Origin of the sequence: Rhodococcus sp. OAS809 (assembly GCF_040546695.1) — a bacterium.
Classification (GTDB): Bacteria; Actinomycetota; Actinomycetes; order Mycobacteriales; family Mycobacteriaceae; genus Rhodococcus_F; species Rhodococcus_F qingshengii.
Window position 1 is genome coordinate 168,930 of sequence record NZ_JBEPOI010000001.1, and the last position, 22,185, is coordinate 191,114.

The window sequence follows — 22,185 nt, forward strand, 5'->3', positions numbered from 1 at the left end:
AAGATCGCGAGAATGACCGTTACCCTTGCCGAGCAATCCCCTGTATCAAACCCTTTCGGCAGAGATCCATCGCCACCTCCTTACCGAAGCGATGCACCACGTGAGCTGGCCACATCAGGTCTCGGACACATCTGGCCAATAACGCAGACGACGGCGACGGATCCATCCCTCCAGCGTGCAACTGCCCCGAACGAACCCCATTTGTGACAACCTTGAGCAGTTGCTTGGCTCTCCGCTCGTGTGGAACCCACTCGGCATTTCCCGAGGCAGGTGCAATAACTCTCAAATAAGAGGACTGAATTTCAAATTCGTCGCGGAAGGTTTCGACGACATTGACGTTCACCCAGGCGAGTGCGTCGATCTTCTCGACTGCGGTCGACTCGGATTCGACGACCGCATCGTAGGCCTTTGAGACACACGCCTGGTAAGTGCTCATGATCGACAGCAACAGGCCGTGCTTGGACTCGATGACGCGATAGATTGCGCCAGGGCCCACCCCTGCCGCGCTGGCGATATCGCGTACAGTCGTGGCTTCGAACCCGCGCCTGGCGAACTCTGTTCGCGCTGCACTCTGTATCAACTTCAGCTTGTCGCCGACGGACTCATCGTCCGCTTCGTTCCAAGAGGCGATTTCGCGCTTCGCCGCCGCCATTGCGGCCGAGCGATCCAATCCTGAGCCATGCTGGTCGAGAACTGCGATTCCGCCTAACACCAAGTTGGCCAGAATTTCTGCTGTTGCTCTTGGATCGTCATTCTCGTGCAAGACACCGAGGCCGACGCCTTGCATGAAGATGTAGAGCCCTTCCGCGAGAACCGCGAGGTCGATATCTGCCGCGAAGTCCCCCGCCGCACGCCCCTGCGCCAGAATTTCGGTGATAGCCAGACCGATTTCTGGCGGTTGACCGCTTGCCAGCGTTGCGAACTCGACACCGGCATTCGTCGGCGGCTCGTAACGCGTGAAGTGAGTCGCCGCGCGGTGGCGGACACTCAGATCGGCCACCGCGCAGGCGAGTTCGACTATCTGGTCGGCTGCGGGCGGATGACCCTCGGCGTAGGCCTTCGCCATGGCCCGAGCCCCCACATCGGCAGCTTCCGCCCGAAAGCGCCTCAACAGTTCGACCATGAGCGCCTCCTTGGAGGCAAAATGGTGATACAGGCTGCCTGGCAAAATTCCGCAAGCGTCCGCAATATCCTTCATCACCGTCGAGGCGTAACCGGAATGTGCGAAGACTCCAGCCGCGGTATCGAGAATCTGCTCGCGACGGGCTCGATCTCCGGACGCAGGCGCCGAATCGCGGCCATGGTCCACAGATTCGTCGATCATCCGCTTTCAACCATCCCTTCCAGGGAACCCTTTACACCTCCGGAAGACTGTACACAGGCACCCAGCTACGTTTGCGCATGTGAGCGCTCGCTCCTGCTGGCGTCGAGCCGAATACCTGCACCCGACTGCACTTGTAATCCACATCACAGGCCGCTACCTTGGGAACAAACCTTTGGTTCCCGCTTTTTCGGCTCGTGCATCGCTACCAGCCCTACATCGCTACCAGCCCAAGACTACCCTGGCCCGAGAGGAACAAATCGGAATGTCGCTGACCGACTTGACCCCCACCGAACTAGAATTCGAACCCGACAAGTACGCATCCGGGGCGAACCCACCCGAAGTACAAGCGAAAGTGCCGTGTCCCGTGGTCGACGGGCTACGGATTCCGCGAGATCGCTACGTCGACAAAGACCACTACGAAGCCGAGCGGAAAGTGTGGTTGCATTCATGGCAGATGGCCGCTCGTGTGGAGGAAATACCCGAAGCCGGCGACTACACAGAGTACGAAATCGTTGGCAACTCCGTACTGATCATCCGTCAGACAGACGGTTCAATCAAAGCGCTGCACAACGCATGCCGCCATCGCGCAACCGAACTGGCGAAAGGCTGCGGCCGGCTTCCGGGCGGCCAGATCGTGTGCCCGTTCCACGGCTGGCGTTGGAACCTTGATGGATCGTCGTCATACGTGTTCGGCGACGCGGCGTTCGACGCGCGGACTCTCGCAAAGTCCGAACTTGCACTGCGTGAATGCCTCGTCGAGGTTTGGGCAGGGATGGTCTTCATCAACTTCGATCGAAATGCTCGCCCGCTTCACGAGGAACTGTCGCCGGCAAAGGAAATTCTGGACGAGGCAGGCGTCGGGAATCTCCGTGTGAAGTGGTGGAAGCAGGTGGTCCTCGACGCGAACTGGAAGATCGCAATGGAGGCGTTTCTCGAGGGCTACCATGTCATGCAGACTCATCCCCAGCTGATTCTGAGTGGCACCGAAGAAGAAGCCCTACGCCAGACCTACGGAACCGAATACACCGCGTTCCGCGGCGGCCATGGCCGTTTCCACTCGCCCAGGGGCGAACGCGCGAGCGATTGGGATTACGAAGATTTCATCGAGTCGAATCGTCTACTGGCGCAAGGTCAGGACGCGATGGCACTCGATCGCGAGGTGCAAATCTTCGAGGGGATGCGGAACAAGGCGCAGGGAACGACAGCCGAGAAGGTTGCTGCGGCTATCGGAGCACTCTTCGAATACGCAGCAGGAGCTGGCATTCCGATGACTCCGCCAACTCCGAAAATCAATTGGGGCGGTGAAATTTTCGTGTTCCCGAACTTCTTCATCTTTCCGATGTTCGCCAACGCCCTGTCTTACCGGGTACGGCCACACCTCGACGATCCGGAGAAATGCATCTTCGACGTGTGGTCGTTGATGACCTACCCTGTCGGTCAGGAACCCGAACGCGCCGAACTTCGCGGCGTATTCGACAAGGATGACACAGAGAACTGGGGACTGATTCCCCGTCAGGACTTCTCGAATATCGAACGTCAGCAGCGCGGTCTCAAATCCATGTCTTACGAGGGTCATCGCCTGTCCCCCACCGTGGAAAGCACCATTACCAATATGCACGAAGAGATCGACCGCGTCATCGCTGCCCACAGCTGACTGTCGACGGGAATCGATCGCAACACTCCGCACGCTGTGACCTCGATCCTGCGAATCTTCCCGCCGGGTAGAGGTCACGTCGGGAACACCACTTACGTTGTGCCACAGTAATACGACGACCGAAACAGGCATACGTGATCGCACCTTGACCTCTGTTGTGATCCGCGCCGCCGCAGCTGCCATTCGAGAACAGACATCCGGCTCAACCGCGTTCTCGTGCCCGGCTACCTAGGCATCTTCAATGACAGCAAAGGATATTTCCTGATGCGTGAAGACATTTCGATCACCAAACCATCGCCTGTATCGGACAGCGGCGGGTGGACCTCACAGCTCGTCATGACGACACTGTTCCTGGCGATGGTCCTGGAGGCTCTCGCTCTCGGCTCCTCCATGGTAACCATCGGGCTGCCGAGCATCCTGAAGGAATTTCCGACAGATCAGGGCGGCTGGCTGCTGACGACCTATTACCTCGCGGGAGCCGTCGCCGCGCCGGTACTCGGCAAATTCTCCGATATCTACGGCAAGCGCAAGGTGCTGCTCCTGACGCTATTGGCCTCCTGTGCAGGAGCTGTCATCTGTGCTCTTGCCGTCAACTTCCCGATGCTCATCGCAGGCCGAGCCTTGCAAGGCGTCATCATGGCGTCGATCTCATTATCGTATTCACTGATTCGCGATACGTTTCCGTCCAAACCTGCCGCGATCGCCGCAAGCATCACTGTCACAGGCATGGGCGCGTTCTCCATCGTCGCCCCATCATTGATTGGTTGGCTCGTCGACAATTGGGGTTTTCGTGGGATGTTCTGGTTCGATACGGCCTGGATGGGTGCCCTCGCTGTCGCAATCCTGCTCGTCGCCAAAGAGTCTCCACTTCGCCGTGATGCGAATCCGGATCTCCTCGGAGCGCTGTTCCTGGCGGCAGGTGTCGTTCCCTTGCTCGTCTGGGTGAGCATGAGCCGAACCTGGGGATGGATGTCAGCACAGGCGCTGATTGTCGCAGCGGTAGGTGTCGTGTCAATGATTCTGTTCTACAGCCACACCAAACGATCGAGCGACCCGATCATCAACTTGGGACTCTTTCGCGGCAAGCAACTTCAGTTCGCGACGCTCACGGGTGCCACCGGGTACGCACTCGCTGGGACAGCTGGCACGATTCTACCGTTGATGGCAACTGCGCCCGAGGGCACGCTGGGTTACGGTCTCGGGTTCACCACATCGCAATACTCCTTCATTGCAACACCATTCGCACTGTGCACTGTGTTGGCAGGCGCCGTCTTGGGCACCTTGGTGTCCAAGGGGCGCCATCCACAAGTTTTCATGGCGCTCAGTATGACTCTGTGGCCGATCGGCCTCGTGTTGCTAGCATTTCGCAACGACACGCTCGTCGACCTCGTCATGGCGGCCCTAATCTTGGGAACAGGAGTGGGTTTGGCCAACGGATCGGTGCCCAATCTCGTGATCAGAGCCACCCCCCCTGATGACCAGGGTTCGACCTCCGGCGCAGTACAGCTCTGCCAGACGGGTTTCGGCGCCGTGATCCCTGTGGTTATGTTCGCGGTACTCGCACGTTACGCCACCATAACTCCCTCCGGTATTCAGTATTCCGAGGATGGGTTCCGCATCTGGTTGCTGATCGCGGCCGGCTTCGCAGTCGTCGTCCTGATCGTGGCCCGAACACTCTTATGGGATCGAAACAAGACCACCGCGCCGGTTCAGGCTGAGAGCGGTAGCGGAAAATTTTCGACCGGTTCCGCCGTCGAACCCGGACCTGAGGCCGGATTGGCGCCGCGAATACCGTGAACTGGACCGATCGAACTACGACTCATGAACGGAAGTATTTGATGCCAGCGGCAGTGATCCGCGTAGTCGTCGACCCTAGCGGGCGACTCAAGGACGACGACTACCGGAACGGTCTTCACCATCTGAGGTCCAAAGGACTTGATGTGGTTGCCACACCGAGCATCTCGGTCGATCCCCATCGCCACGAGATTGAATTGATCGTCGACGACGATGGACGCGGTCCTGCCACCGATGAGTACCTCGCCGAGTGTCTGACGGCGTTCGGAGTCAAGCCTGCACTCGGTGTCATCACATACATCAGTCGTGGGACCGAGAACGACGCCCGTGGCGTTCTCGCCAGGTTCGGAGTGTCCGGCACCGTGGTGCGCACGATCGAGAGCGACGAAGAAGTCTTCACCGTCTCTTTGTCCCAAGAAACCCGTGGCCAGGTCGCTGAGAGCCGTTTGCACACTGCGCTCGAGGCCGCGCTCAATGCTGAGGTGCGGATCATTTCTGCTTAATAGCAGTGTGCGGAGACGATAGAAGGCCGTATCTCCTCTGGCGGCAGGAGATACGGCCTTCTATCGTGACGAGCGAACTACTTGTTCTTCGACGTCGTGTCGATGATCGCATGAACGGGGCAGTCCAGTAGTGCGCGGCGCACACCGTCCTCCTCGCTGATTTCAACGTTACTCTTGCCCGGATACAGTGAGACATAACCCCATTCGTCGACCGAAAATGTTTGCGGCGCATACTCTGCACACATTCCGAACCCGTCACACAGAGTCCGATCCAATCTGATCTCCATGGTTAGCTCCTCACACGTCGTCGGCGGCGTACGAGACACCGTACGGGGGGTAGGACGGGAATTTCCCGGTTTCGCACGAAGGGCAGGCTCCGCGCAAATGAACTTCGACGGAATCAGGAAACTCCCGTAGCAGACTGGCTGCGACATTGGTTGCGCCGTCAAGGGTTCCGCATGCACCGCGTCCACGTAGGAACGTCGACCAGCGCTTCAATCGATCGAGTTCCGCGAGATCAGCGGCTGAATCTCGCAACGATTCGAGTACATTGGCCATCGCCGATGTCCCGTTAAAGCAGGAACCGCACTGCGCCGCGTTTTCACGCCCGAAATACGTCATCACGGCGGCCGAAGTCGCGACCGCACACGTCTCTTCATCGAGGATGATGACAGCACCACATCCTAAACCTGTTCCAGCAGAGGCATACACGTCGTAGTCCAGTGATAGGTCGAGGGCACGGGGACCGATCACGCCAGCAAAGTATCCACCCATCAGGAAACCTCGCACCCCATCGGGATCGATGCCCGACCAGCTCAGAACCTCGCGGAGTGTGACTCCGAACGGAACCTCGCACAGACTTGCTCCGGCGGCGGTCGAGAGCGTCATCAGGAAGGTTCCGGGTGAATTGTCGGTCCCGACGCGGCGATAGCCCTCCGGGCCGAGCTGATGTAGCAGTGCAAGGTTGGCCAGTGTCTCCACGTTGTTCACGAGGGTAGGTAAACCTGCGACGCCTTCCTCGAATGGACGCGGCGGCTTGTCGGTCGGCAGGGCTGGACCGCCGTTGATCGCCTGCACAGCCGCGGTCTCCTCGCCCGCGACATAGGAGGGTTCCACTTGGACGACAGTCACTTGGAGGCCGAAGGATGCATCTCCCCTCAGCTCCTCCAAAGCCTTCTCCACTCGGTCCCGTGCCGGACTGTCCGACAGATACACAACTGCAGTCATGGTCCCGACCACTTGCGCCGCAAGCCGTAGCCCATCGAGTACCAGGTGCGGACGATGACGCAGAAGCCAACGGTCTTTCACCGAGGTCGGTTCACCCTCTTCCCCATTCGCCACCACCACCGAATCACCGGCGGCGGTGCGCACGCTAGCGAGTTTGACAGCCACTGGGAACGCTGCGCCTCCGCGTCCACGCAAGCCCGACGCACTGACGTCATTCAGAAACGCGACCTCGTCGTCCAACTCGCGGTAACCGCCGCGGGAGCGATAGAGCGAGGCATCCTCGTAGTTGTTGCCATCAACGAGGATTCGAGGTTGTATTCCCTTATACACCAGCACATTACGGTTCAGACGGGTACCGATCGACAGTGTCATGTCGGGAGTCCTCTCTCTGTAGCAGTCACGCGATGACGATCACGTCGTCGCCGTCGATCCGGACGGGATAGGTACGAATACTCCACTCGGGCTTGACCGCTGTAGTGCCGGTCGAGAGTTCGAATCCCCATTGGTGCCAGGGGCAGTAGATGAATTCACCCGGGCGAGTTTCCGACTGACCGCCGGCCTGCGACTCGTCGGCGACCGTCTGTCCGCGCGTGCGCCCGCTGCAGAGAGGGCCCCCCTCGTGTGGGCAGTAGTTCGCAATCGCGTAGAACTTTCCGTTGACGTTGTACACCCCGACCCCGTGCCTGCCAATCGGAACAACTTTGTGTTCACCGGGCTCGATCTCGGATACCGTCGCAACGACATGCTCGCGCCCACTCAGTGGCAGCGGAGTGGGTTCGGGCTGGACAAGGTCGGCTACCGATTCCGCAGTCATCAGAATGCTCGCTTCTGGCCTGGAAGGGCCGGTACTTCCTTGGGCAGGTGGAAAAGCTCAATGGCGTTCTGGAACATGATCGCTTCGCGCATATGTTCAGGCATGTGCTTGGCCACCCACCGAGGGTCGTCGAATGTCCAGTGTGGGTAGTCGGACGAGAACAGCAGCACCTTGTCCGCTTCCATCCATTCAAGAGCGTTGGTCAACTCGAGTTTGTCCTCCGGATAGTCCAACGGCTGGGTCGTGAACCAGATATTCGACTTGACGTAGTCCGACGGCTTACGTTTCAGACCCGTCTCCGGCACACCATGCTTGGCATACATTGCGTCCATCCGCCACATCAGCGGCAGAATCCAGTTGAACGCGTGCTCGATGAACACAATCTTCAGAGTGGGGAACCTGTCGAACACGCCGTCGAAGATCAAGCTCATGACCTGATTGGCGGCAAGCATCGAATAGCTGACCATCAAGTCGTGGTTGTAAGTCATGAAGCCGACTGGTGACATCGGCAACTCGTTGTACCGACCTCGACTCAAATGGCATGCGACCGGGATATCGTGCCTTGCGGCCGCGGCCCATACAACATCGTAGCGCGGGTCACCCCACGCCGGTCGCATCTCGGCGTTGATCAATACCTGCGAAAAGTACTCGTGTCCGGCCCACGTTTCGATCTCACGGGCTGCCGCTGCAGGGTCCTCAATGGCGGCGACGATGGATCCTCGAAACCGCCTATGCCAGTTCACCTCGGTGCTCAACCAGCATTCGTCCTGCCACAGATTGGTTGCCACCGCCAGTGCGTGGACTTCCTCCTCCGTTTGCCCCGGGGAACCGTTGGTGGGCCCCAGAATAGCAATATCGGAACCAGCCTCCATGATCAATTGTTGGAACAGCAGATCTGGATCCGAGCCGGCGAAGTTGCCGTCATCGGGGTAGCTGTCGACCCGCATCGCCATCGCGTGTGCGAAATCCGGTGCGTCGTAGTAGACGCCGCTGCCGGCGCCCTCTCCACGCTTGGCAAAGCGCGTCCGAAACGGTTCCGGAATGAACGGTGCAAGCTCCCCGAATTTCGGTGACGGGTGGACATCGGTGTCGACGACTCGGACGGGTGTCGTCGTCGCCAGGTCGAAGGTGGCGTGACGCCGGTTCAATGCGATGGTCATGATGAAGAATCCTTTAGGCTGTCTACAGGGCGAAATTCAGACCCGGGTTAGCTGATCGAGTCCGAACACAGAAATTGCGTTTTCTCCCAGCACCTTTCGCCGTTGCTGCTCACTCCATGCCGTGGGCAGATCCTCAGGGGAGACGAGTTGCCAATCCGGATAGCTCGAACCGAACATGAGCATGTCCTCTTTGCCTGTCATGCGTAGCCACTCTCCGGCGAAATCGGCATCGCCTGGGCCATCCATCAACGAGTGGACGAAGTAGTTGTGCGACAACAGGTAATCACTCGGCATGCGAGGCGCCCACGGAGTCTGCTCGAGATGCGGTCTACCGAACGTGTCCATCCTCCACATAAACGGCGTGAGCATATCCGCGGCTCCATCCGCCCAGATCATCTTCAGCTCCGGGAACTTCTCGAATACACCCTCGGGGATCATGTTCAGCAGGTGCCACACGAAGGTCATGGGCACGTACGCACCATGGTGTGCGTACGTACGCGCGGGGCCCGACGGTGTCGGCGGGTGCGTGATCCCCATTCCCATTTCCCAGTGAACGGCCACCGGAAGACCAGCGTTGCACGCCGCACGCCAGATCGGATCGTAGTACGGACGGCCGTACGGCATCTGGGTCTGTAGAGGCAGCCCGATCTGGACCATCCGTGGATGGTTCTTCCAATGCTCGATTTCGCGGACTGCACCGTCGATATCGTTGGGATTGACCCTGATGGTGCCGCGGAACTGTTGCGCGTAGGTGCCCGACTCAAGCCATCTTTCGGCCAGCATCCTGTTCGTCGCGTTCAGGATTGCCGTGCCGACATGCCAGTCCGGCACATTCGTGGCACCGGACATCGGATGCAGGACCGCGAGGTCGAAGCCCCGTTCGCCGAACAAGTGCGCTCCGGCGAGCTCCGGATCCGAGCCTGGATGCCTGCCATCAGAGCATTGTGTGCCAGTTGCATACTTCGGCCCGATGGGTGCCGCGAGTGCCACGTCGACTGCAGGCCACCCGCGACTCTTGACCGGTTCGGGGAGATAACTCCGCAGGTCCTTGTCGTTCTCGAAGAAGATGTGGGCGCTGGCATCGACCAGAAGACCCGAAGACACGTTCACTTCAGTTGGTCCTTACTCCTATTTTCGATCCCGCTGTCGATGACGACTGCAGGGTTTGGGGCGGTGACGCCCTTCTTCTCCAACACCACTCCGGGACCAGATACCTCGACGCGGCAGGCCAAACGAACCATGCGACTGCGTAGACGCGGCGGCAACAGGGTCCGCATAGCGGTCGTCTCTTCTTCTTTCGCGGGGACGATGTTGATCTCCCCGTCCTTGATACGCACGAAGCACTGCATACATTCGAGTTGGCCATAGCATTTGGTCGGCCAGGAGTAGCCCTGTCGCCATGCTGCCTCGGCTACAGTCTCGTGGGATTTCACATCGATATCGACGTTGGAACCTTCGATATGCACGGACGTCATCGCGTTTCACCCACCGTTGCGGTCTCGTCGACGGCACGTTCGAGTCGAGCGAGCCGATCCTCCAGCCGACCTACAACCTCGAGCAGTGCCAGTACCGCTTTGCGGATCACGATGTCGTCGTTCTTCGCTATTCGCTGCTCGTCCAGGTCTTTCAGGATCGTGACGACCTCAGCCAGGTCCGATGCCACGGACCCGACTGTCACTTCACCGATGGTGTTCGGAATTTGCACGCGGAGCACCTCCCTCATTCGTACGTCAAAACCACGTCCGTCACGACGCCGCCCGGATCGCTTATCCGACCTCGATTTGCCCGATCTCGGTCCCTACCTCGTAGTCCTCGTCTTCCTCGGCGGTACCGTGCCGCAGAATGCCCGAGGCGGGCGCCTCGATTTCGACCTCGACTTTGTCGGTGGCAGCTGTATAGATGGCTTGCTCTTCGACGACCGTTGCTCCATCCTCGACAAGCCAGCTGATGAACGTGGCCTCGGTGGCCGCCATGTTCAGCTTCGGGATCTGTACTGACACAGTGTTACTCACTTGTACTCCATTGATTTCTTGACAGCGGATGCAATCTTCGACGGCGAAGGCAAGACGTGTGATTCGAGCTTGCCTGCCGGGATGGACCGAAATCGAGTGCCCACTCGCTCCACCGGTGCACGTAGCGATCCGAACAAGTGGGCGTTGATCTGGGCGGCGACCTCCGCACCCGGGCCCGCGAATTCGACGGCGTGGTGGGTGATAACGGCCCTGCCGGTACGACCTACCGACTCGAGAATGCTCTCCGTGTCGAGTGGCAGCAGGGTGCGGAGATCGAGAACCTCTGCGTCGATGCCATCTGCGGCGAGTAATTCGGCGGCCTGCAATGAGTCGAAGACGCCCCGCCCATAGGTGATGATCGTCGCGTCGGTGCCGGGTCGTTTAATGTCCGCCTTGCCGATCGGCACGAAGTGGTCGGCGCCGGTGGGAACCTCGCCCTTCACGCCGTAGCACGCGACAGTTTCGATGAAGATGACCGGATCTGGATCGAAGATCGACGCCTTCAGTAGGCCCTTCATGTCTGCGGGCGTACTCGGCATGACCACCTTGAGGCCTGGCACGTGCATGAACCAGCTCTCGAGGGATTGCGAATGCGTTGCACCGCTGCCCAAACCGCCAAATGTTGCCGTTCGCAATGTCAACGGGATCGTGGTTCGGCCGTTGGACATGAACCGTGCCTTCGCAGCGTGATTGACGACCTGGTCCATCGCGATCCCGATGAAGTCCATGATCATGATCTCAGCGACCGGGATCTGCCCTTCGATTGCGGCACCGATTGCGGCACCGACGATCGCGGCCTCGGAGATCGGCGTATCGAGGACACGACCGGGTCCATGTTTGGTGGACAGGCCTCGTGTCGCCCCGTTGACGCCACCACCCGGATCCGCGAGGTCCTCGCCGATGAGAAATACCCGAGGATCTGCGGCCAGGGCTTCGTCGAGGGCTTCGTTGATCGCTTGTAGATTGCCTAGTGTCTTTGTCGCAGTGATGCTTTCAGTAGCGGCGGTCATGCCGGCACTCCTCTCATGTCGGCGTACAGGTCGTTCTCTAGTGCCTCGACCCCGGGACTACCAGCTGCGGCGATGGCGGCGACTGCCTCTTCCACGTCTGCGACTGCGGCGTGGTCGATCTCGTCCAGTTCCGCTTCCGTCAGCAGTCCGCCGGCGATGAGGGTACGACGGTAGGTGATCATCGGATCGCGCAACTCGGCCTCCGCCAGTTGCTCTTTCGGCATGTACTTCATTGTGTCCCCGAAATAGTGGCCCTTGAATCTGAACGTCACTGCCTCGATGAGAGTGGGTCCGTCGCCGGCGCGGGCACGATTCGCTGCCTCGGTCACCGTCGCGAACACGGCTTCGGGATCGTTGCCGTCGATGCGAATTCCCGGGATGTTGTAAGCGAGGGCTCGCTCCCGTACCTCGGTGATGTTCATCGTGTCCTCGACTGGCGTCAGCTCCGCGTACAAGTTGTTCTGGCATACGAAGATGACGGGCAGCTTCCATACTGCTGCCAGATTCAGACCCTCGTGGAACGAGCCGGTGTTGGTCGCTCCGTCACCGAATGTCACGACGACAACCCTGTCGCTGCCCTGCTGCTTGGCCGCGAGTGCGAGTCCGACTCCGACGGGAACGCCGGCCCCTACGATGCCGGTCGTCAGCATGACGCCCTGCTCCGGTGCGGTGATGTGCATGGTGCCGCCCTTGCCTCCGGAGGCACCGATACTGCTACCGACGACCTCGCCGATGACCTCGGTCAGCGGGACGCCCTTGCAGACGAGGTCGTGCAGGCCGCGGTAGGTCGTCACGAGCCGGTCATCGTCAGTCAGAGCTTCTCCGATCCCTGCAGGGATCGCTTCTTGACCTCGAGAGGGCCAGATCACCGTGGCGAACTCGCCGCGACCGATACCCTTCCGGAGTCGCTCGTCGACCGTGAAGGCCAGTGCCATTTTGGTGTACAGGCTGCGACCGAGCGCTGCCCGCGACGAAAGTGTGCTTTCGCTCATTATCGTGGTCCTCTCACACTGCGCGCGTCGTCGAATGTTGATCTGGAATGGATGATTTACCAACGTCTTCAGATTTTTTTTCAGATTTCGAGGCCTTTGCTGCCTCGTTGGCCGCGATGTAACCGAAAACCATCGTGTACGCGATGGAAGCGCCCGCGCCCGGGTACGTCCGGCCGACGACGGTGGCCGCCATGTTTCCCGTCGCGTAGAGACCGGGTATCGGTGTGGCAGTGTCGTCGAGCACCTGCGCTCGCTCGTTACAGACGACACCGCCGACGGTGCCTACGTCACCCGGGAAAATCTGGGTTGCGTAGAACGGCCCGGTGGCAATGTCTCCGACCGCGGGGTTCGGCTTCGTGCCCGGATCACCGAGAGCCTTGTTGTACTGCGACTCACCCCGGTGGAATTCCGGGTCGTTGCCGACAGAGGCGTGGGTGTTGAATCGATCGACAGTCTCGGTCAGTACGGCCGGATCGACCTCGATTTTCGCCGCGAGGCCCTCGATGCTGTCCGCCTTCAAAATGAAGCCGTTCTCCACCCACTCCTGTGGCATGTTGCCGGGGCGCGCGGACCAAAGATCGCGTAGCTTCGGCATACCGCTGGACCATGGAACATTTCGGCGGTAACGATCGTCGAAGATGAGCCAGCACGGTGCACCGTTGTTCGCGTACATCGCCCGGCCGACCTCGATGTACGAGTTGGATTCGTTGACGAACCGCTGACCCTCTTGGTTGACGAAGATCGTGTGCGCGAACTGCCGTGCCAGAGTGAGCGTCGAGCCTGCCATTTCCAGTCGTGGCGTCAGAAACCAGACCGCTTCGTCCATGTAGTCGGTCTGCGCACCCAACGCGATGGCCGCCTGCAGTACATCACCTGTGTTGCCTGCATTGCCGAGGCTCCAGCGCCCGTCATTCGGCTGAGTCTTTTCGGATACCTTCGATCGGAACTCGCTGTTGTGCTCGTATCCTCCCGCAGCCAGGAGGACGCCCTTGGACGCGTGGAACTCGGTGGCGACTCCATCCTTGGTCGCTCGCACGCCGACGACACGGCCATTCTCGACGATGAGCTCGTCGACTGCGGTGTCCAGGCTGATCGGGATGCCCCGGTCGACGATGATCTTCGTCAGCTGGCCGACCAGCGACATCCCGTTCGTGAACAAATCCTGACGTCGAATCTTCGACAGGTACGTCCGTAGCACGACGCGCGCAGCGGACGAGAAGCTTTTCAGGGAACGGAACACCATGGGAATGTTCCGGACTTCGTTGGTCTTGACCGCAAGGCCGATCCGACGCGCCATTCCCGGGTTTATACGGGGATGCCACGCGCCCAGCTGCTTACCATCCCAAGGAACGCCTTCGACCGACCGGCCGCGCGCACTACCGCCCGGGACGTTGTCGTAGTAGTCGGAATAACCCTCGCACCGAACGAGTTTGACGCCGAGATCTTGAATGAACGAAATCATCTCGGGACCGTCGGCCAGAAATGCGTGGCGGCGTTCGAGCGAAGACGGGGCATCCGGTTCTCCGACGACCGAATTGAAATACGTCAACCCCTCCTCGTAAGAGTCCGGGACGCCGTCGCGGCGCATCAGCGGGTTGTTCGGCATCCAGATCACACCCCCCGACATCGCCGTCGACCCGCCGATCACCGATTGCTTTTCCACGATGATGGGACGGAGGCCCGCTTCGGCCGCTGCAAGAGCTGCGACCAACCCTCCACCTCCGCTGCCCACGATCACGAAGTCGTAGGTTTCGTCCTTGCTGACCATGTATGTCTCCGTTGCACTTTCGGTGGTATCGGGCCTGCGAGTCATTTTTGCTCGGCGCGAAATACTCGAACCAAATATTTGATCTCTCTCAAAGTACTGTGTGCCGGGTCACAGCACAAGGCGGTTCAGATGGTCCAGTAGCGTGGGCGCAGCCTTTAACCAGGGGCCGAAGATGCTCCCCTCGCCACGGTTCATCGCCAGCTGCGCCTGCTCCCAGGCATCCTCCGGCCACGGCGGCTCGATCAGCCGGGATCCTTTGATCAAGCAGTGGACCGCGAACGATGTCCGCTTGGGATGGTCGTGATCGTTCTCCCCGCCACGAATTATGAGCGTGGGGACGTCGATGCCGCCGAACTCCCAGTCCGCCACTCCAGGAATCGCCTCGTTGGGTTTCGGAATGTAAGCGTCGAACCAGCGGGTCATCACTTCCTCAAAGTTAAGAGGCCCCAGCGCCAGGAGTCGTTCACGATTGCGGGGATTGACCTTCACCAGGTCGCTCCAACTCCCAGCCTTTCCTTCCAACTCGAGAATTCCCTCTATACCTGCCGCTCGAACCGTGCGCAGCTCGGCCGTCGAATAGACCCCGGCCAGGGACACAGTGCTGAAAGTTCCTCCGACGATGGACCACAACGCCAAACTCGACACCAGGTGCGGATACTCGATCGCGAAGACAATCGAGTCGCGGGCTCCACCGGATCCACCGAACGCTGCTACCGGCCCACCGACCAACTCGTCGACCATGACTGCCAACGTGTCGGCTCGCATGTGCGACTCGGATCGGCCGAACAACTGTATGTCCGACGCTCCGCAGTTCGGCCTGTCCCACATCAACACTCGCTTTCCACCCTCGGCCAAGGCGACAGCAAACTCGCGAACACCAGGAAAGTCCTTGCTGAATCTGCCACCAGGAGTGAGGACGACGACATCGCCGTCATCGGGGCCTACGAACTCGTAGACCACAATTCCGCCGTTGACTTCGATTTCAGCCAATTCGATCAACCTCCAAGATCTTGAGCTTCATCACGACATCGTTTCTGCGACTGCTTTGTGCACGAATGGCCGATCGTCGATGAAGTCGAGGAGTAGAGGTGCTGCCAGCCTCCACGGATCGAAGACGCTACCTTTGCCCGACTGGGCGTCAGCAAGTGCGCGTTCCCAAGCATCCTCCGGCCATGGCGGGTCCACCAGAACTGATGTCTTCATCACGGAGTGCAGTTCGTACGACGTCCGCTTCGGATGATGAAGGTCGCCTTCCCCGCCACGAATGATGAGCGCCGGAGCCTTGATTCGGCCGACCTCGAAATCCCGAACACCCGGGATCACTTCGTTCGCTTTGGGAACGTACGCGTCCAACCAGCGGTTCATTACCCGCTCGAACTCTCCGGCTCCCAGGTCGTGAAGGCGGGCGCGGTTTCGTTCGTTCACTCGGACCAACTCCGCCCACGCCGGCACGTTCAACACACCGTCGATTCCCGAGCTCTGCACAGCGCGCAGTTCCGACAGCACGTACACGGCTGCAAGGTTGATCGTGCTGAACGTGCCTCCAACCACCGACCACAATGCGAGTTTCGTGACGAGGTGTGGATAAAGGTCTGCGAAAACAATCATGTCACGCGCCCCGCCGGATCCACCGGCGGCAACGACCGGACCCGTGCCGAGCACATCGAGCATCGCTCCGAGTGTCTCTGCACGCATGTGTGATTCGGTCTTTCCGAATAATTGGACATCCGATGCACCGCAGTTCGGTCGATCCCAGAGGAGCACTCTCTTGCCGCCTGCGGCCAGAGCTTCGCCCAGTTCGCGAACCCCACCATGATCCTTGCCGAATCGCCCGCCCGGGGTGAGCACGACCACCTCGCCGTCCGCCGGCCCGATAAACTCGTAGATCACATTGCCTCCGTTGACGTGCACTTCGGACACTTCAAACTCCCGTCTGGTCCACGCAACATGTGATCGAAACCATATTTCAGATCGCTCAGAAGAGTGAACCACAGTTCATTTGATTAGGCCAGGCCGTGTCGCATGAGGCGTGAATACTTGTTCATTTTCCTATTTGTATTGTTTTACATTTTGAATGTGGGTACCTTATTTAGTGATCTGCGGCACAGTCACATCAGAATCGACGGCAACTTACACCATCGAATCGCACTCGCTCGTCCCTTGATCCGACCACCCCGAGGAACCAACCATGAAGGTTCACGTCGAACCCGAGCTATGCCAGGGCCACACAATTTGTTCCATGCTCGCACCACAGATTTTCATCCTTGACGACGAAGACGGTCATGCATCGGCCGTCGACGGCGACACGCCCGCAGACCAGATATCCAATGTTCACGAGGCGATCAGGTCATGCCCGGAACGTGCAATCGTCGAGTCCTGACAGCTCGCCATGACCCAGATAGCCCGCATGACAAACAGGAGACTTGTATGACACTCGATGACACACCAGCTGCAGTGGGCCAGAAGGGGTGCCCGGTACATTTCGACCGGCATGCGCCGACATACCGCGACCAATTCGTCGAGATCACCGACGAGCTACAGAGCAAATGCCCTGTCGCATGGACTGATACGTATGACGGGCATTGGGTCGCAAGCGATATGCCTGAGCTGTTCGAGATTGCTCGGCGCTCAGACGTGCTATCGAATGACAGCGACTACGAGGGCGTGAGGAAGGGGTACACGGGCGTTGTGATTCCGGCATATCCCGGTCGCCAATCTCGTAGTGGCTTCCTGGAGATGGACCCACCGGAGCAACAGGACTATCGCAAGGCACTCAACCCGTATCTGTCGCCCGCAGCTGTGGCTAGGTGGATTCCGGTCATCGACGAGGTGACTCGTGCGTGCATCGACGAGCACATCGAGACTGGAAGTATCGATTTCATCGACGATTTGGCCAACATCGTTCCCGCCGTTGCCACGATGGGCCTTCTCGGAATGCCGCTGTCCGACTGGGACATCTACTGCGAGCCCGTTCATGCCGCCGTATATACGCCGTACACATCGCCGGAGATCGTTGGCGTACTTGGCCGCCTCCAGAAGGCGATGGCACACATGTCTGCCCTAGTCGAGGCTATGGAGGTCGATCCGAATCCGCGCCCCGGACTGGTTCTCGCGCTGCAGAACGCCGTGATCGATGGCAAGCCGACAACCCACCGGGACGTAATGGATACCCTGAATCTGCTGATCGGCGGAGGCTTCGACACGACAACCGCGCTGACCTCACACGCGCTCGAGTGGTTGTCGGAGAACCCGGACGAGCGAACGCGGTTGCACAATAACCTCGACACCATGCTCGATTCGGCGACCGAAGAGTTCCTGCGGTTTTTTACGCCGGCTCCCGGAGCTGGCCGCACCATATCCGAAGGCGTCGAGATCGCCGGTGTCCAGTTCGACGAAGGTGATCGAGTCTGGCTGTCCTGGGCCATGGCAAATCGGAACGCGGATATCTTCCCCGATCCCCACGAGGTGGATCTGGAACGGAGTGGCAACCGCCATGCGAGCTTCGGTCTCGGTATTCACCGGTGTATCGGCTCGAACCTCGCCCGTAATCTATTCAAACGCATGCTGACTCAGGTGCTCGACCGCATTCCGGACTACGTTTGCGACCCCGAGGGAGCTGCGCACTATCAAACCATCGGCATGATCAACGGTATGCGCAAGCTACCTGCCTCGTTCACTCCCGGAAAGAGATTGGGTCCGGGACTAGCCGAAACCATAGAACGACTACAGACCGTGGTCGATGAGCAGCAACTCGGCGAACCCGTGGTTCGCGGCCGGTCCTGAAGGAAGAGATGTCATTCGTCATTCTGCAGTCGTGCTGCAACGACGCGTCGTGCGTAGCGGTGTGCCCCGTAGACTGCATACATCCGACACCGTCTGAAGCTGGTTTCATGCGGGCTGAAATGCTCCATATCGACCCTGAGACCTGTATCGACTGTGGAGCATGTGTCGATGAATGCCCGGTTGACGCCATCCGCGCGGAAGAGGACTTGTTCGACGACGATGAGGAATACCTGACCCTCAACGCCGAGTACTTCGCCGTCCACCCCGTGGAGACGGATTCTGCTGTCCCCGAGCGTAAATCATGGCGCAAATCCGACTTCTCAAGCCTTTGCGTCGCAGTTGTCGGTTCCGGCCCTGCTGCCTTCTACGCCGCACTCGATCTTCAGAGCACAAAGGCAAGTATCGAGATGTTCGAACGGTTACCGACGCCGTACGGTCTCGCCCGGTTCGGTGTCGCTCCCGATCATCAATCGACGAAGGCTGTCACCGACACCTTCCGGTCGTTGGGCAAGAAAGCAAATTTCAACCTCAATCTCGGTATCGAGGTGGGACAGCACATTTCGCACGCAGAGCTGCTGGAACACCACGATGCGGTGATCTACGCCGTCGGCGCCTCGTCCGATCGACGGCTCGACATTGTCGGCGAGGATCTACCTGGATCGCACGCGGCTACCGAGTTTGTTGCATGGTACAACGGCCACCCAGACTACGCGGACAGGCAATTCGATCTGTCCGGCGAGCGGGCGGTCATTATCGGCAACGGCAACGTCGCGCTGGATGTCGCTCGAATCCTTCTGACCGATCCACTGTCCCTCTCCTCGACCGACATAGCCCAGCATGCCCTTGTTGCACTGCGCAAGAGCAATATTCGCGAGGTCACGGTTGTCGGTCGACGGGGAGTCGCCCAAGCTGCCTACACAAACCCCGAGATGCTGGCTTTGCTGTCCATGAAAGAGATCGAGGTCGTTCTCGCACCCGACGAGGTCGCCACTGACGAAGTTACGCAAGCACTCCTCGATTCTGCAGCTACCGAATCCAGCGTGCGTGCGAAGGTTCGCTTTGCCCAAGCCGCCGCCGGCCGAGAATCTAGCGGTGCCAGCAAACGCCTGGTGCTCCGATACAAGCACTCGCCGACATCCATCGACGGGTTGGAAGCAGTCGAGAGAGTGCAACTCGTACGAAACCAGCTGAAGCTCGGCGGCGATGGCAGTGTGATCGCCGTTCCGACGGATGATGTCGAGACTCTGCGTGCGGACGTCGTCTTTCGATCGGTTGGTTATCGAGGCTTACCTGTCGCCGGACTCCCATTCGACGACGATCGCGGTGTGGTGCCAAATGTGAACGGGCGGGTGATCGATCCGGTCACGAGAACACCGATCCCCGGTGTCTATGCGACCGGCTGGATCAAACGCGGCCCAACCGGCGTCATTGGCACCAACAAGAAGTGCGCGGGCGAGACCGTGGACATGCTGCTCCAGGACTACGCAGCGGGCGCACTGACAGCTTCGCTGCACCCCCTGAACGCCACCCGTGAGCTCATCCGCGAACGGAATCCCGACGTGTTGACTTTCGACGACTGGAACCTACTCGACCGGGCCGAACGCGAAGCGGGCAAGGTCGCTGCTCGCCCTCGGGTGAAATTCGTGGACGTTCGATCGATGATGGATGTGGTTCGTGCGAGGTAGAACGACCCACCGATTCTGCAGTCATTCAGGCTAGTGCCACGGAAAGTCGCCGTAATGCTCGTACACCTACCCGGAGGTTGAATATGCCCTATCCCTTTCCTGATGTCTCGACCACTGCGCTGGCCAAACTTCTCAACCTCACTGGCCGTCGCGCCGTCGTCACGGGTGCCGCCCAAGGGCTTGGTAGAGCCATCGCAGCGCGCATCGCCGAGGCCGGTGCAGATCTCCTGATCATCGACCTCGACGAAGATGCGGCCGTAAGAGCTGCCGCCCAACTGGCGAGCCAGTACACGATCAAAGCAGTCGGCGCCCGCGCCGACGTGAGTGACGCCGCCGCGATCTCCGCCGCCGCAGACCGCGCGATGACGGAACTCGGGGGCATCGACATCTGGATAAACAACGCCGGAATCTTCCCCAATACGCCTGTTCTGCAAATGCCAGACGAGATGTGGGACCAAGTCTTCGCCGTCAACGCGCGGGGGGTGTTCCTGTGCTCACGCGAGGCGGCACGCCGTATGACGGTCGCAGGCAACAGCGGCGACGGCGGCGTCATTGTCAACGTCATCTCGACCGCCGGTTTCCAGATACCGTTCCCCGGCATGGCGGCCTACGCTAGTTCCAAGCATGCAGCGCATGGATTAACCAAGGCTCTTGCACTCGACCTCGCTCCGCTCGGCGTCCGCGTCCTCGGCGTCGCTCCCAGCTTCGTGCCTACGGAGGGCAATATCGCAGCAGGAGAGGAAGCCGCCAAGGTTGCTGCCGCGGCAGGGATCGAGTTGCCCAAACTGGACGTGATGACCCAAAGCCTGATCGGCCGTCGGGGCACCCCCGACGACATAGCGCGCGTCGTACTCTTCGCGGTCAGCGATATGTCGATGATTATGACGGGGAGCACTCTGCTCGCCGATGCGGGAGAGACTATTTGAGAGGCTGCGGTTCGTTTCTGATGCGCGGCAGGTAGCCGCCATTTCACGCCCGTCCCTAAGGTCGGGCGGGCGTTGTTGCCATCCCTGCCGATCGGTCAATCACAACCCCGCCCTCGCGTGCGGCACGCCGCGGGCGGGGTTGTTTGTCTGGTCGTACACCTCCTCCTCAATGTGGCCGGAGGGCTAGATCGAGTAGTCGCATTCTTTTCCACCAGCGGCATCGTCAAGGAAGTTCCTGCACCGCCATATGCATCAGCATTCTGGCCTGAACGGAAGTCGAACGGCCGAACGCACCTGCGAGTTGAAAATGTGCACCCCTCTAGTTGAAGCCCTCACCGGTGAACATGAGTCTCAAGATCTCGATAGTCTCGGCTAACCGCTCCGAGCGTACGCGGCGTGCCGTATTCGATTCCGAACATGTCGAACTCGGCCTTTACCTGGATTTTGATCTGATTTCTACCGAGTGACAGGCGCCATCCACAGACCGTACAGACAGTCCACGAGATCCATGCTCACCGCATCCCAGCTAGCCCCCATCGAACCATCCTCACCAGCGAACAGTCGTTCTCGGTCGGCTATTACGTGAATCATCAGGGTTCGCGCCATGTCGCCGCGTGCGGCACGAACACCACCGGGGAGATCTGGCAGACACCTCTCCAGACCCTCGACAATAGTTCTCAGCGTCGGCGAAGCAAACGCGCCCTCGAACACGATCGAACGCAGCGACGGGTCCGTGAGAATCTGCGCGCTGAAACGTCCATACCAGGTGGGATTACCCAGTTCTGCAAGGTGATCCGTCGACGGACGAACCAGACACGACAACCAGTCACGCAGGTCGAACGAGTCCGAGGCCTCGCTCAGCATGGACTCCCGAAGAGCATCTACCCTCTTCGCATGCTTTGAGACGATCGCTCGAACGAGATCAGTCTTCGTACCGAAGTGATAACCGACTGCAGCGTTATTTCCTTGGCCTGCAGCCTCGCTCACCTGGCGATTCGATACTGCAAACACCCCTAGTTCCGCGAATAACTGCTCCGCCGCAGCCATAATCGCTTCACGCGTGTCCACCGCATGCACCACCTTGGCTCTGACTACCAACATCCTGCTCATTCTCATCGCCGACAGAGCTGATCGTCCGAAGATGGGCGGCGATAGCAAAACCTCAGCTCTCAAGTACTTCTGCAGTTAGATTCAGCGCAAACCTCGCGTCCAAGATCGAATAAGAATTGGGAGTAATCGCTCAAATGAGCTGAGCTTCATACTATCCTCCGCAACAGCCAAGAGTGGCGGTCATGGGCAAGTAGCACGAAAAGCGATGCTGACACGACGTGTTGTTCACAGAATTGACAATTGGGTCAAAGCACCGACATCTCGTCCGCTCTGACACATACCTCGCCTCTCACCAGTAACCACATACTGAAACATTGCGCTTCTCGGATGCATTCGCCTCAGCGTAGTCGGACGTCACGGTGTCTCGACCTTGGCAATCTCCCCCGACAATCCCAGAGGGTCTACGCAAAGAGGTCCCGCCGA

Annotated in this window: 22 protein-coding genes and 1 pseudogene; 7 read left to right on the top strand and 16 right to left on the bottom strand. The window is 59.5% G+C overall.

From position 1 onward, the window contains the following. Window positions 1-19 precede the first annotated feature (19 nt). On the bottom strand, window positions 20-1,000 hold the full coding sequence (locus tag ABIE52_RS00785; protein WP_354541447.1) for a TetR/AcrR family transcriptional regulator: 981 nt from the start codon (window positions 998-1,000) through the stop codon (window positions 20-22). A gap of 123 nt (window positions 1,001-1,123) precedes the next feature. Beyond that, window positions 1,124-1,324: pseudogene (locus ABIE52_RS00790) on the bottom strand (TetR/AcrR family transcriptional regulator); the annotation flags it as partial. A 262-nt stretch (window positions 1,325-1,586) separates the two neighbouring features. Between ABIE52_RS00790 and ABIE52_RS00795 the strand changes: the two are divergent. From ABIE52_RS00795 to ABIE52_RS00805, 3 genes are all read left to right on the top strand, one after another. Beyond that, a complete protein-coding gene (locus ABIE52_RS00795; protein WP_192713142.1) occupies window positions 1,587-2,978 on the top strand; it encodes an aromatic ring-hydroxylating oxygenase subunit alpha in 1,392 nt (463 codons plus the stop codon). Window positions 2,979-3,242: 264 nt separating this feature from the next. Then, entirely contained in the window at window positions 3,243-4,775 is a 1,533-nt protein-coding gene (locus ABIE52_RS00800; protein ID WP_192713141.1) for an MFS transporter, read from the top strand. 41 nt (window positions 4,776-4,816) lie between these two features. Next, a complete protein-coding gene (locus ABIE52_RS00805; protein WP_192713140.1) occupies window positions 4,817-5,275 on the top strand; it encodes a hypothetical protein in 459 nt (152 codons plus the stop codon). A 77-nt stretch (window positions 5,276-5,352) separates the two neighbouring features. On the opposite strand, the gene ABIE52_RS00810 is transcribed toward ABIE52_RS00805, so the two are convergent. The 13 genes from ABIE52_RS00810 to ABIE52_RS00870 all read right to left on the bottom strand — a co-directional run bounded on the left by ABIE52_RS00810 (window position 5,353) and on the right by ABIE52_RS00870 (window position 16,178). Beyond that, the gene (locus ABIE52_RS00810; RefSeq protein WP_192713139.1) at window positions 5,353-5,562 is read right to left on the bottom strand and encodes a ferredoxin; all 210 of its coding nucleotides are present in this window, start codon (window positions 5,560-5,562) and stop codon (window positions 5,353-5,355) included. Window positions 5,563-5,572: 10 nt separating this feature from the next. After that, window positions 5,573-6,874 (bottom strand): NADH-ubiquinone oxidoreductase-F iron-sulfur binding region domain-containing protein, encoded by a 1,302-nt coding sequence (locus ABIE52_RS00815; protein ID WP_192713138.1) that lies wholly within the window; start codon window positions 6,872-6,874, stop codon window positions 5,573-5,575. A 25-nt stretch (window positions 6,875-6,899) separates the two neighbouring features. Next, window positions 6,900-7,316 carry a Rieske (2Fe-2S) protein gene (locus ABIE52_RS00820; protein WP_192713137.1) on the bottom strand — a complete coding sequence of 139 codons (417 nt, stop codon included), beginning with the start codon at window positions 7,314-7,316 and terminating at the stop codon, window positions 6,900-6,902. Next, window positions 7,316-8,476, bottom strand: a complete 1,161-nt coding sequence (locus tag ABIE52_RS00825) for an amidohydrolase family protein (protein ID WP_192713136.1) — start codon at window positions 8,474-8,476, stop codon at window positions 7,316-7,318. Before ABIE52_RS00825 ends, ABIE52_RS00820 begins: the two co-directional genes overlap by 1 nt. A gap of 36 nt (window positions 8,477-8,512) precedes the next feature. Then, window positions 8,513-9,586 (bottom strand): amidohydrolase family protein, encoded by a 1,074-nt coding sequence (locus tag ABIE52_RS00830; RefSeq protein WP_192713135.1) that lies wholly within the window; start codon window positions 9,584-9,586, stop codon window positions 8,513-8,515. Further along, window positions 9,583-9,951, bottom strand: coding sequence for a 2Fe-2S iron-sulfur cluster-binding protein (locus ABIE52_RS00835; protein ID WP_192713134.1), 369 nt, complete (start codon window positions 9,949-9,951; stop codon window positions 9,583-9,585). Before ABIE52_RS00835 ends, ABIE52_RS00830 begins: the two co-directional genes overlap by 4 nt. Beyond that, on the bottom strand, window positions 9,948-10,181 hold the full coding sequence (locus ABIE52_RS00840) for a hypothetical protein (protein WP_192713133.1): 234 nt from the start codon (window positions 10,179-10,181) through the stop codon (window positions 9,948-9,950). Before ABIE52_RS00840 ends, ABIE52_RS00835 begins: the two co-directional genes overlap by 4 nt. Window positions 10,182-10,242: 61 nt before the next feature. Then, entirely contained in the window at window positions 10,243-10,488 is a 246-nt protein-coding gene (locus ABIE52_RS00845; RefSeq protein WP_192713132.1) for a biotin/lipoyl-containing protein, read from the bottom strand. Beyond that, window positions 10,485-11,498, bottom strand: coding sequence for an alpha-ketoacid dehydrogenase subunit beta (locus ABIE52_RS00850; protein WP_192713131.1), 1,014 nt, complete (start codon window positions 11,496-11,498; stop codon window positions 10,485-10,487). The genes ABIE52_RS00845 and ABIE52_RS00850 overlap by 4 nt, the downstream gene beginning before the upstream one ends. Beyond that, a complete protein-coding gene (locus ABIE52_RS00855; protein ID WP_192713130.1) occupies window positions 11,495-12,490 on the bottom strand; it encodes a thiamine pyrophosphate-dependent dehydrogenase E1 component subunit alpha in 996 nt (331 codons plus the stop codon). Before ABIE52_RS00855 ends, ABIE52_RS00850 begins: the two co-directional genes overlap by 4 nt. A 13-nt stretch (window positions 12,491-12,503) precedes the next feature. Then, window positions 12,504-14,258 (bottom strand): FAD-binding protein, encoded by a 1,755-nt coding sequence (locus ABIE52_RS00860; RefSeq protein ID WP_192713129.1) that lies wholly within the window; start codon window positions 14,256-14,258, stop codon window positions 12,504-12,506. 108 nt (window positions 14,259-14,366) lie between these two features. Then, window positions 14,367-15,248: an alpha/beta fold hydrolase gene (locus tag ABIE52_RS00865; RefSeq protein ID WP_354541390.1), complete on the bottom strand. Its 882-nt coding sequence runs from the start codon at window positions 15,246-15,248 to the stop codon at window positions 14,367-14,369. Between the two features lie 30 nt (window positions 15,249-15,278). Continuing rightward, a complete protein-coding gene (locus ABIE52_RS00870; protein ID WP_192713128.1) occupies window positions 15,279-16,178 on the bottom strand; it encodes an alpha/beta fold hydrolase in 900 nt (299 codons plus the stop codon). 268 nt (window positions 16,179-16,446) lie between these two features. Here ABIE52_RS00870 and ABIE52_RS00875 point away from each other — a divergent pair, with 268 nt between their 5' ends. The 4 genes from ABIE52_RS00875 (at window position 16,447) to ABIE52_RS00890 (ending at window position 20,652) form a co-directional block, all read left to right on the top strand. Further along, on the top strand, window positions 16,447-16,638 hold the full coding sequence (locus ABIE52_RS00875; protein ID WP_192713127.1) for a ferredoxin: 192 nt from the start codon (window positions 16,447-16,449) through the stop codon (window positions 16,636-16,638). A gap of 47 nt (window positions 16,639-16,685) precedes the next feature. Next, on the top strand, window positions 16,686-18,041 hold the full coding sequence (locus ABIE52_RS00880) for a cytochrome P450 (protein ID WP_192713126.1): 1,356 nt from the start codon (window positions 16,686-16,688) through the stop codon (window positions 18,039-18,041). A gap of 8 nt (window positions 18,042-18,049) precedes the next feature. Next, the gene (locus ABIE52_RS00885) at window positions 18,050-19,726 is read left to right on the top strand and encodes an FAD-dependent oxidoreductase (RefSeq protein ID WP_192713125.1); all 1,677 of its coding nucleotides are present in this window, start codon (window positions 18,050-18,052) and stop codon (window positions 19,724-19,726) included. An 83-nt stretch (window positions 19,727-19,809) separates the two neighbouring features. Then, complete coding sequence (locus ABIE52_RS00890) at window positions 19,810-20,652, top strand: SDR family NAD(P)-dependent oxidoreductase (RefSeq protein WP_192713124.1); 843 nt, start codon at window positions 19,810-19,812, stop codon at window positions 20,650-20,652. 456 nt (window positions 20,653-21,108) lie between these two features. Here ABIE52_RS00890 and ABIE52_RS00895 read toward each other — a convergent pair whose 3' ends face one another. After that, entirely contained in the window at window positions 21,109-21,753 is a 645-nt protein-coding gene (locus ABIE52_RS00895; protein WP_192713123.1) for a TetR/AcrR family transcriptional regulator, read from the bottom strand. Window positions 21,754-22,185 lie beyond the last annotated feature (432 nt).

Excerpts from the sequence above, each read along its gene's own strand:
- ABIE52_RS00795 (WP_192713142.1), top strand. The coding sequence starts at position 1,587 with ATGTCGCTGACCGACTTGACCCCCACCGAACTAGAATTCGAACCCGAC.
- ABIE52_RS00800 (WP_192713141.1), top strand. The coding sequence starts at position 3,243 with ATGCGTGAAGACATTTCGATCACCAAACCATCGCCTGTATCGGACAGC.
- ABIE52_RS00805 (WP_192713140.1), top strand. The coding sequence starts at position 4,817 with ATGCCAGCGGCAGTGATCCGCGTAGTCGTCGACCCTAGCGGGCGACTC.
- ABIE52_RS00810 (WP_192713139.1), bottom strand. The coding sequence starts at position 5,562 with ATGGAGATCAGATTGGATCGGACTCTGTGTGACGGGTTCGGAATGTGT.
- ABIE52_RS00815 (WP_192713138.1), bottom strand. The coding sequence starts at position 6,874 with ATGACACTGTCGATCGGTACCCGTCTGAACCGTAATGTGCTGGTGTAT.
- ABIE52_RS00820 (WP_192713137.1), bottom strand. The coding sequence starts at position 7,316 with ATGACTGCGGAATCGGTAGCCGACCTTGTCCAGCCCGAACCCACTCCG.
- ABIE52_RS00825 (WP_192713136.1), bottom strand. The coding sequence starts at position 8,476 with ATGACCATCGCATTGAACCGGCGTCACGCCACCTTCGACCTGGCGACG.
- ABIE52_RS00835 (WP_192713134.1), bottom strand. The coding sequence starts at position 9,951 with ATGACGTCCGTGCATATCGAAGGTTCCAACGTCGATATCGATGTGAAA.
- ABIE52_RS00850 (WP_192713131.1), bottom strand. The coding sequence starts at position 11,498 with ATGACCGCCGCTACTGAAAGCATCACTGCGACAAAGACACTAGGCAAT.
- ABIE52_RS00855 (WP_192713130.1), bottom strand. The coding sequence starts at position 12,490 with ATGAGCGAAAGCACACTTTCGTCGCGGGCAGCGCTCGGTCGCAGCCTG.
- ABIE52_RS00860 (WP_192713129.1), bottom strand. The coding sequence starts at position 14,258 with ATGGTCAGCAAGGACGAAACCTACGACTTCGTGATCGTGGGCAGCGGA.
- ABIE52_RS00875 (WP_192713127.1), top strand. The coding sequence starts at position 16,447 with ATGAAGGTTCACGTCGAACCCGAGCTATGCCAGGGCCACACAATTTGT.
- ABIE52_RS00880 (WP_192713126.1), top strand. The coding sequence starts at position 16,686 with ATGACACTCGATGACACACCAGCTGCAGTGGGCCAGAAGGGGTGCCCG.
- ABIE52_RS00885 (WP_192713125.1), top strand. The coding sequence starts at position 18,050 with ATGTCATTCGTCATTCTGCAGTCGTGCTGCAACGACGCGTCGTGCGTA.
- ABIE52_RS00890 (WP_192713124.1), top strand. The coding sequence starts at position 19,810 with ATGCCCTATCCCTTTCCTGATGTCTCGACCACTGCGCTGGCCAAACTT.
- ABIE52_RS00895 (WP_192713123.1), bottom strand. The coding sequence starts at position 21,753 with ATGTTGGTAGTCAGAGCCAAGGTGGTGCATGCGGTGGACACGCGTGAA.